This window comes from Croceicoccus sp., assembly GCF_983967925.1.
In genome coordinates, this window is sequence record NZ_CFETID010000052.1 from 1 (window position 1) to 8,784 (window position 8,784).

Here is an 8,784-nt window from a genome sequence, read left to right on the forward strand (position 1 = left end):
TCCTTGGTGCCCAGCGTGGTGGTGCAGATCGCCTGCGTCTCACCGCGCGTGAACAGCGCCGAACCGTGCGTCCGCGGAAGGAAGCCGGCGATCGCCTCGATCGGGCGAACCTGATCGAGCTTGCGTCCGTCGATGCGCTGCCCGTCCTTGAGGATGGCGGTACGCACGATGTCGGCTTCCAGCTTCTTGACCAGCTTGCCCGCAGTCATCTGCGTCTGGCCGTCGGCCTCGGCGAAATGCGCCTTGGCCTTCGCACGCGCGTCGTTCAGCGCATCCGAACGGGCCGACTTGTCGGTCAGCCTGTAGGCAGCGGCAATATCCTCGCCGACGAGGCCGCGCAGCTCTTCCTTCATGGCGGACTTGTCGTCGGCCACGTTCAGCTCCCAGGGCTCCTTGGCAGCCTGCTCGGCCAGATCGATGATGGCACCGATGACCTTGCGGCATGCGTCATGCGCGAACATGACGGCGCCCAGCATCTCTTCCTCGGTCAGCTCCTTGGCTTCCGATTCCACCATCATCACAGCTTCCTGCGTGGCGGCGACGACGAGATCCAGACGGCCCTCTTCAAGAGCGGCGTCCTGCTTGGGGTTGAGGGTGTATTCGCCATCGACGAAGCCGACGCGGCAGCCGCCGATCGGGCCCATGAAGGGCACGCCCGAGATGGTCAGCGCGGCGGACGCGGCGATCATCGCGACCATGTCGGCCTCGGTCTCGCCGTCATACGACAGGACCTGGCAGATGACGTTGATTTCGTTGTAGAAACCTTCGGGGAACAGCGGGCGGATCGGACGGTCGATCAGGCGGCTGGTCAGGGTTTCCTTCTCGGTCGCGCCGCGTTCGCGCTTGAAGAAGCCGCCGGGAATGCGGCCGGCCGAGGAGAATTTTTCCTGGTAGTGAACGGTCAGGGGGAAGAAGTCCTGCCCTTCCTTCACGCTCTTGGCGGCGGTCACGGCGCAAAGCACCACGGTTTCGCCATAGGTGGCCAGCACGGCGCCATCAGCCTGACGGGCAATGCGGCCGGTTTCGAGGGTGAGGGTCTTTCCGCCCCACTCAATCGATACGGTTTTGGTGTCGAACATGTATTTTCCTTATGAACCCGCGGTGCCGTATTGCAGCGCGGGGCCTACTGCCGGGGATACCGTCCCGGTCCGGTGCGGGGCTTTTCGTCGTGCCCCATGGCCACCCTGCCGAATTGCGGGGTCAGCCCTTGAATCGGAGCCGATATGACAGGCTCCAAATGCGACAAGGGCGGCCCGTCGGGACCGCCCTTGGAAACTCTTACTTACGCAGGCCGAGCTTCTGGATCAGCGCGTTGTAACGCTCTACATCCGTCCTTTTCAGGTAGGCGAGAAGCGAACGGCGCTTGTTGACCATCACCAGCAGACCACGCCGCGAGTGATTGTCCTTGTGGTGATCCTTGAAGTGCTCGGTCAGGTTGCGAATACGCTCGGTCAGGATCGCGACCTGCACTTCGGGACTGCCGGTGTCAGTGGTCTGACGGGCGTTGTCCTTGATGATTTCCTGCTTTTTCTCGGCGGTAACCGACATAGTTTCACTCCGCGACATCGATTACGGATTAAAGCCCCGAAGGACCCTGGCCACGCCGTCCGAAATCTCCATCAGGGCTATCGGCTTGCCGCCGCATTTCGCCCAGACAGTTCCATCAGGAATGGTCAGCCCGGACAATTGCCGGCCCTGTCGGACCGCTTCTGCCTGATCCGGGTGGAGATCGAGGGCCGGGATGTCGTCCAGCCCTGCCTCCAGCGGCAGAAGTATTTCAGCAAGGCGCGCGCCCTGACCGATTTCGTCCAATTTGTCCAGCGAAATCGCGGAATCCTGGCCGAACGGGCCAGCGCGCGTACGCCTTAGATAGGAAACATGTCCGCAAGTTCCAAGGGCATGTGCGATATCGCGGGCAAGGCTGCGGATATAGGTGCCCTTGGACACGGTGGCTTCCAGCGTGACGCTGTCCATCATTTCCAGCGGCGCGCCCGGATCGTAGGGGTCGGGCCGCCCGCTGGTCGTCGCGAAGACCGAGTCGACTTCGGCGCCCTGCCCCTGTCCGCCAACGGGGCCGAGCGTGTGGATGGTCACGCGGCGGGTCTTCATCTCCACCTCCTCGCCAGCGCGGGCGAGGTCGTAGGCTCGGCGGCCGTCGATCTTCAGCGCGGAGTATTTCGGCGGCACCTGATCGATCTCTCCGGTAAAGGCATCGCAGATCGCCAGCAGTGCCGCCGCCGGTGGACGACGGTCGCTCGTGGACACCACCGCACCTTCCGCATCCAGCGTATCGGTTTCCGTGCCGAACTGGATCGTGAATTCATAGGTCTTGGTCGCATCCAGCATGCGGCCCGCCAGCTTCGTCGCCTCGCCGATCGCGATGGGCAATACGCCTGTCGCCAGCGGGTCCAGCGTGCCGCCATGGCCGACCTTTGCCTTGGCATAGCCTGCCTGCCGCAGATTGCGCTTTACCGCGCCGACCGCCTGCGTCGATCCCATCTCCAGCGGCTTGTCGAGGATGATCCAGCCGCTAGGCGGCGCGGGCTTGGCCTCCGTCACGACGCGATCGCTTCGGCAAGCCCGATGAATAGGCCGCGCAGCCAGTCGACCGGCGGCCAGACGACATTCTCGATCACCCCCAGATCGGGAAAGAACCAGCTGAGCGCGATCACGCCCACCAACAGCAGCATCCCCGCCGGCCGCAGCTTTTCATACGCGCGCGCCCAGCGCGGCGGCAAAAGCCCTTCGACAATATGCGATCCGTCGAAGGGCGGAATCGGCAACAGGTTGAAGAAGGCAAGGAAGATGTTGATCAGGATGAAATAGTCGATGCCCGTGATGGTCCACTGCATCGACACCGACACGCTGGCAGGATCGAGGTTGCGCGCCAGCAGGCCGAGTGCGACCGCGGCAATGCCCGCCATGACGAAATTGCTGGCAGGCCCCGCCGCCGCCACCGCCATCATGCCAAAGCGCGGGTTGTTCAGCCGCCATTTGTTGACCGGCACCGGCTTTGCCCAGCCGAACACCGGCCCGCCGATCAGCGCCATCGCGCCCGGCAGCGCCACCGTGCCCACCGGATCGACATGACGAATGGGATTGAGCGAAAGACGCCGTGCTTCCTTTGCGGTGGGATCGCCAAGCATCAGTGCGGACCAGCCATGCGACACCTCGTGAAAGACGATGGCCACGATCAGGCAGGGAATCAGGATGACGGCGAGAATTATGGTGTCTGACATGGCGGGTCAGATAGGACGCCTGCCGCCCGATTGCACCCGATAGTATCGGCGCTCGGGGATCAGCCGCGGTTCGCTTCGACGAAATGGCGGCGGCACAGCGCGACATAGCGCTCGTTGCCGCCGATCTCGGTCTGCTCGCCCTCGCTGGTGGCATTGCCGCTGGCATCGACGCGCAGGTTCATCGTCGCCTTACGCCCGCAATGGCATACCGCCTTCAACTCTATCAAGGCATCGGCAATGCCCAGCAGCGCCGCCGAACCTTCGAACAATTCGCCCCGGAAGTCAGTGCGTAAGCCATAGCACAGCACGGGAATGCCCGCCTCGTCCGCCAGCCGTGCACATTGCCAGACCTGCGCCTTGGTCAGGAACTGCGCCTCGTCGATCAGCACGCAGGCTATCGGGCTGACCGCATGATGCGGCGCAACCGCTTCCCACAGGTCGGTCGCGGGATCATAGAGATGCGCGTCCGCGTGAAGTCCGATGCGCGAATGGATCGGCTTGTCCCCACCCTCGTCCTCACCGCGATGATCGAGCGCGGCGGTCCACAACATCGTGGCCATGCCCCGTTCGCGATAATTAAAATCCGCCTGCAGAAGCGTGGTCGATTTCCCCGCGTTCATGCTGGCATAATAGAAATAGAGCTTGGCCATCGACGCACTATGCCGATCGCGGCGCTTCAGGCCAGAGCGTTTCCGCAAGGGTCGCGGTCATCTTACCGCTCCTCCTGCCAACGACGGACGCAGCAATTCGCAAGACCGTCGATAGCCGCCTAGTCCTCGTCCCCCTCGACATCGCGGCGAACGCGCGGGTCGTCGAGCAGGCGGTCGATGCGGCCAGCCTCGTCGAAGGTCTCGTCCGCGCGGAATTGCAGTTTGGGCGCGAACTTGAGGCCCAGCCGCTCCGCAACCTCGCGCTGAAAGAACGCCGTGTTGACCTGCAAGGCCTTGACCACCTTGGCTTCCTGCGCGCCCAGCAGGGGTTTCACATAGACCTTGGCCTGCCGCAAATCGGGCGACATGCGCACCTCCGTCACGCTCACGGCATGGGCGGAAATGGTGTCGTCATGCACTTCGCCGCGCGACAGCAGCTCCGAAAGGATATGCCGCACCCGCTCGCCCACTTTCAGGACGCGAACCGATTGCTGTTCGGGGTTGGAATTGCGCACCATCGTCAGTCCATCTTGTCCAATATGCGTTTCAGCGAAGCCATGTTCCTCGCGGTGCCGCGCCGGTCGAGCTTGCGCTGGATGAAGGGCCCGGTCAGCCTGCTGTTACCAACGCTCTCGACATAATCGATATAAAGGCAGCGGCCGCCCAGCGCGATCCTTTCCGGCCCGCGCCCTTCATAGGCAGCCATCAGCACGTTGAATTGCGCCGGATCGGCCTCCCCATCCAGAAACAGCGTATGGACAAGCTTGTCCTCGCCGTCTCCGTGAAAGGGATTGTCCTCGATGGCGGCGCGCACCTCGTCCTTGCTGCGCACAGCCGCAAAAGTCTCGAAACCGAAGCGATCCTTGACGATGAAGGCCAGCATTTCCGACAGGCCGTCGGAAGGCCGCTCGTCGAAGGAGAACAGCACATTGCCGCTGGCGACGACGGTCTCGACGTCTTCCAGATCCTCACGTTCCAGCGCGTCGCGCAGATCGGTCATTTTGAGCCGGTTGCCGCCGACATTCATGCTGGCGAAGAAAGCGGCATAGCGGGGCATCAGATACGCTCCATCAAGAACATGAAAGGCGCGAGGAACGCCGCTCCAGACACGATCCATGCGCAGCCCAGCGCTTTGCCGAGGCACCCAAGGGTAGCCTCGGCATTATCACTGCGCCGGTCGATCGTCTCCTGATCGGGATCGCCCGCGCCCACCTGTTACAGAACGCGCTCGCGCTCCTCGACTTCAAAGACTTCCAGCTGGTCGCCCGGCTTGATGTCGTTCGTGTCGGACAGCACCACGCCGCATTCCAGACCTGCGCGGACTTCGTCCACGTCGTCCTTGAAGCGCCGCAGCGATTCGATCGAGGTGGCCGAAACGATGACATCGTTGCGGGTAAGACGCGCGAACAGACCCTTGCGGATGACGCCTTCCTCGACCAGCAGGCCCGCGGCCTTGTCCTTCTTGCCGGCAGGGAACACCTGCTTGACCTGCGCGCGGCCCACGACGTTCTCGATCCGCTCGGGACCCAGTTCGCCCGCCATGCGCTTCGCGATTTCCTCGGTCAGGTGATAGATGACGTCGTAATACATCATCTCCACCTTGTCCTTTTCCATCTGCTGGCGCGCCTTGGCATTGGGACGCACGTTGAAGCCGATGATCGGAGCGCCCGATGCCGCCGCGAGCGTCACGTCGCTCTCGGTAATGGCGCCGACGCCCGAATGCAGGACGCGAACCTTGATGAGGTCGTTGGACAGCCGGGTAAGCGCGGTCGAGATCGCCTCGACCGAACCCTGCACGTCCGCCTTGATGACCACCGGGAACTCGACCATCTCGCTCTTGAGCGCCGAGAACATGTTCTCGAAGTTCGAGACCGGCATCGCGGTGCGCTTCTCGTTAGCCTTTTCGGTACGATAGCCGGCAACCTCACGGGCGCGCTGCTCGTTCTCGACCACGTTCAGGACGTCGCCCGCATTGGGCACACCGCCAAGGCCCAGCACCTCGACCGGAGTCGACGGACCCGCTTCCTTGACCTGACGCCCCTTGTCGTCATGCATCGCGCGAACACGGCCGCTTTCGGTGCCGACCACGAACACATCGCCGCGGCGCAGCGTACCGCGCGTAACGAGGACGGTGGCCAGCGGCCCCTTGCCCTTGTCGAGCTGCGCCTCGATCACGGTCGCCTCGGCGTCGCGGTCGGGGTTGGCCTTCAGTTCGAGCAGTTCGGCCTGCAGATTGATCGCATCGAGCAGCTTGTCGAGCCCGACCTTGTTCTTGGCCGAAACCTCGACGTCCATCACGTCGCCGCTCATGGCCTCGACGATGATCTCATGCTCCAGCAGGCGCTCGCGGATCTTCTGCGGGTTCGCCTCGTCCTTGTCGATCTTGTTGATCGCCACGATCATCGGCACGCCGGCCGCCTTGGTGTGGTTGATCGCCTCGATCGTCTGCGGCATCAGCCCGTCGTCGGCCGCCACCACCAGGATGACGATATCGGTGACATTGGCACCACGCGCGCGCATCTCGGTAAAGGCCTCGTGGCCCGGCGTATCGAGGAAGGTGATGAGGTCACCCGCCTTGGTCTTGATCTGATACGCGCCGATATGCTGCGTGATGCCGCCCGCCTCGCCGCGGGTCACATCGGTGCCGCGCAGCGCATCGAGCAGGCTGGTCTTGCCGTGGTCGACATGCCCCATGATCGTCACGACCGGAGGACGCCCTTTCAGGCTTTCCTCGGGATCCACGTCGACCGTGGTGTCGATGTCGACATCGCTTTCCGACACGCGCTCGATGTTATGGCCGAACTGTTCGACCAGCAGTTCCGCCGTATCCTGGTCGATGGTCTGGTTGACGGTCACCATCATGCCCAGATTGAACAGTTCCTTGACCAGATCCGCGCCCTTTTCGGCCATGCGATTGGCAAGTTCCTGCACGGTAATGGCCTCGGGCACGACGACATCGCGCACCTGCTTCTCACGCGGCTGCTGCTGGCCGCGATATTGCGAGCGGCGTTCTTTCTCTCGCGCACGCTTGAGCGCGGCAAGGCTGCGGGCCCGTGCGCCTTCGTCGTCGTTCAAGGCCTTGTTGACGGTCAGCTTGCCGCCGCGGCGACGGTCTGCCCCCTTGGCATCGACACTGCGCGCATCGCCGCGCGTATCGCGCGCGCCGCCCTTCTTGTCGGCGGCAGGCTTCTTCTCGACCTTCTTGGGTTCGGGACGCTTGACCGGCGTGAACTTGCGTGGCGCCGGGACGGCTTCGCCCTCTTCCTCGCCATCTGCGGCCGGGCCATCTGCGGTCGGCGCGGCATCTTCCTGTTCGGAAGGCTTCTCCGCTTCCACCTCGGGAGCGGGCTTTTCCTGCGTCTCCTTGACTTCGGCCTCGGCTTCCTTCTGTGCCTCGGCCTCTGCCTTGCGGTTTTCCTCGGCGCGCTGGCGCTCTTCCTCCAGCGCCTTTGCCTTGGCCTCTTCCTCGCGGCGGCGGGCTTCCTCCGCCATCTTCAGGCGCTCTTCCTCGGCCTCGCGCTGCAGGCGGGCGACACGCTCCTGCGGCGTCTCATCGCTGGGCGACGGCCGGCGCGGTGCGGGCTTCGGCGCGGCAGGCTTGGGTGCGGCGGGCGGAGCAGCGGCGGGAGTCGGCGCGGCTTCGGGAGCCGCGGCAGGCGCAGTCTCACCCGGCTTCAGGATCTTGCGCTTGCGCTTTACTTCCACGGCGACCTTGTTGGTGCGGCCATGGCTGAAAGTCTGCTTGACCTCGCCCGCGTCCACCGCACGCTTCAGGCCAAGCGGCTTGCGGGTCCGGGTGCTGTTGTCGTTATCGCTCATACTGGTCAAAAAACCCTATCAAAATCATCTTCGTCACGCCGCGAACGGCGTCGTCATCTGCTGCGGCCTGCCCCTGCAGGTGCGCCGAACGCGCCCGCCTCTACGGTTCGCTGGCCCGCTGTGCGGCAGGCCCTCCACTTTCCAACCCGGCATTCCCGGGGCCACCGGCGGTCGCGGCATCGCGGCCAAGGTAATGGTTGAGCCTTGCAAGCAAGGTCGAAACACGTCCGGCGGCGGCACGATCGGTCAACGCCAGATGGACGGTATTGTCGCGGCCCAATGCCACAGACAGGCCCGCCCGGTCCAGAGGCAAGCGTTCGCCCGCCATGCCGGAGCCTTCCTCGTCCTCACCCACGCGCCATGCCTGGTCGAGCCGCCGCGAACCGTCGCCGCCGGCGTCGGACGCATGCCCCAGCCACCAGACCTTGCCCGCCCGCGCTGCCTCGGCAATGCGGTCGGACCCGGCAAGCAAATTGCCGGATCGGTACTCGATGCCCAGACGATCGGTCAGCGCACGCAACAACGCCTGCTCTGCCAGTTCGGGTAGATCGGCCGGAATGGCTGGCGGCGGCCCCTTGAAACCGCGTGCCAGGGCTCCCTTCAGATGGCCCTTCGCGATCGCTTCTTCAAGCTCGCCGCGCGTGACGCCGACCCATGCGCCGCGACCCGGCGCCTTGGCGTGGGCATCGGGCAGCACGACCAAGCGGCCATCCGGCCCCGCCCCCATCGCAAGACGCAGCAGGCTCTCGCGCGGAGCGATGCGGCCCGTGATCACGCATTTGCGCATGGGCCCATCGCCCCGCGCGCCAGAGCGGCGGGTGACGGTGCCCTCGTCGAACTCGGGCACCTTTTCATCGATGTCGGACGCTACGGTCTCATTGCTTGGAGTCCGCATCGGCGGCCTCCTGCATGTTTTCGTCCTCGGCAGTCGCCTCGGCCACGGCTTCGTCGGTCACGGCCTCGGCTTCGGAGGAAATCGTCTCGTCCGCGGGCTGGCCCTCGGTCACGTCTTCCTCGTCCTCGAACCAGTGCGCGCGGGCGGCCATGATGATCTCGTTGCCCTGCTCTTCGGTCAG

At 64.4% G+C, this 8,784-nt stretch carries 9 protein-coding genes and 1 pseudogene; all 10 read right to left on the bottom strand.

Annotated elements, in window-relative coordinates; genetic code table 11:
• Nucleotides 1–1,079 (bottom strand): annotated as a pseudogene (locus AC4FIJ_RS16080) (polyribonucleotide nucleotidyltransferase); the annotation flags it as partial.
• A 199-nt stretch (nucleotides 1,080–1,278) separates the two neighbouring features.
• Nucleotides 1,279–1,548: a 30S ribosomal protein S15 gene (gene rpsO / locus AC4FIJ_RS16085; RefSeq protein WP_490337646.1), complete on the bottom strand. Its 270-nt coding sequence runs from the start codon at nucleotides 1,546–1,548 to the stop codon at nucleotides 1,279–1,281.
• Nucleotides 1,549–1,569: 21 nt separating this feature from the next.
• The gene (gene truB, locus AC4FIJ_RS16090; RefSeq protein ID WP_490337647.1) at nucleotides 1,570–2,559 is read right to left on the bottom strand and encodes a tRNA pseudouridine(55) synthase TruB; all 990 of its coding nucleotides are present in this window, start codon (nucleotides 2,557–2,559) and stop codon (nucleotides 1,570–1,572) included.
• The gene (locus AC4FIJ_RS16095; protein WP_490337648.1) at nucleotides 2,556–3,239 is read right to left on the bottom strand and encodes a site-2 protease family protein; all 684 of its coding nucleotides are present in this window, start codon (nucleotides 3,237–3,239) and stop codon (nucleotides 2,556–2,558) included. The genes truB and AC4FIJ_RS16095 overlap by 4 nt, the downstream gene beginning before the upstream one ends.
• Before the next feature lie 59 nt (nucleotides 3,240–3,298).
• Nucleotides 3,299–3,889 carry a thymidine kinase gene (locus AC4FIJ_RS16100; RefSeq protein WP_490337649.1) on the bottom strand — a complete coding sequence of 197 codons (591 nt, stop codon included), beginning with the start codon at nucleotides 3,887–3,889 and terminating at the stop codon, nucleotides 3,299–3,301.
• A 119-nt stretch (nucleotides 3,890–4,008) separates the two neighbouring features.
• The gene (gene rbfA / locus AC4FIJ_RS16105) at nucleotides 4,009–4,407 is read right to left on the bottom strand and encodes a 30S ribosome-binding factor RbfA (RefSeq protein WP_490337650.1); all 399 of its coding nucleotides are present in this window, start codon (nucleotides 4,405–4,407) and stop codon (nucleotides 4,009–4,011) included.
• 2 nt (nucleotides 4,408–4,409) lie between these two features.
• Nucleotides 4,410–4,946 (bottom strand): DUF1697 domain-containing protein, encoded by a 537-nt coding sequence (locus tag AC4FIJ_RS16110; protein ID WP_490337651.1) that lies wholly within the window; start codon nucleotides 4,944–4,946, stop codon nucleotides 4,410–4,412.
• A gap of 158 nt (nucleotides 4,947–5,104) precedes the next feature.
• Nucleotides 5,105–7,708 carry a translation initiation factor IF-2 gene (gene infB / locus AC4FIJ_RS16115; RefSeq protein WP_490337652.1) on the bottom strand — a complete coding sequence of 868 codons (2,604 nt, stop codon included), beginning with the start codon at nucleotides 7,706–7,708 and terminating at the stop codon, nucleotides 5,105–5,107.
• 100 nt (nucleotides 7,709–7,808) lie between these two features.
• Nucleotides 7,809–8,603, bottom strand: a complete 795-nt coding sequence (locus tag AC4FIJ_RS16120; protein ID WP_490337653.1) for a DUF448 domain-containing protein — start codon at nucleotides 8,601–8,603, stop codon at nucleotides 7,809–7,811.
• A partial coding sequence (locus AC4FIJ_RS16125; protein ID WP_490337654.1) for a hypothetical protein occupies nucleotides 8,584–8,784 on the bottom strand: 201 nt, incomplete at its 5' end. The genes AC4FIJ_RS16120 and AC4FIJ_RS16125, both read right to left, overlap by 20 nt.

Bases quoted from the DNA above. Each gene is read 5' to 3' on its own strand.
- rpsO (WP_490337646.1), bottom strand. From the start codon at position 1,548: ATGTCGGTTACCGCCGAGAAAAAGCAGGAAATCATCAAGGACAACGCC.
- AC4FIJ_RS16095 (WP_490337648.1), bottom strand. From the start codon at position 3,239: ATGTCAGACACCATAATTCTCGCCGTCATCCTGATTCCCTGCCTGATC.
- AC4FIJ_RS16100 (WP_490337649.1), bottom strand. From the start codon at position 3,889: ATGGCCAAGCTCTATTTCTATTATGCCAGCATGAACGCGGGGAAATCG.
- rbfA (WP_490337650.1), bottom strand. From the start codon at position 4,407: ATGGTGCGCAATTCCAACCCCGAACAGCAATCGGTTCGCGTCCTGAAA.
- AC4FIJ_RS16110 (WP_490337651.1), bottom strand. From the start codon at position 4,946: ATGCCCCGCTATGCCGCTTTCTTCGCCAGCATGAATGTCGGCGGCAAC.
- infB (WP_490337652.1), bottom strand. From the start codon at position 7,708: ATGAGCGATAACGACAACAGCACCCGGACCCGCAAGCCGCTTGGCCTG.
- AC4FIJ_RS16120 (WP_490337653.1), bottom strand. From the start codon at position 8,603: ATGCGGACTCCAAGCAATGAGACCGTAGCGTCCGACATCGATGAAAAG.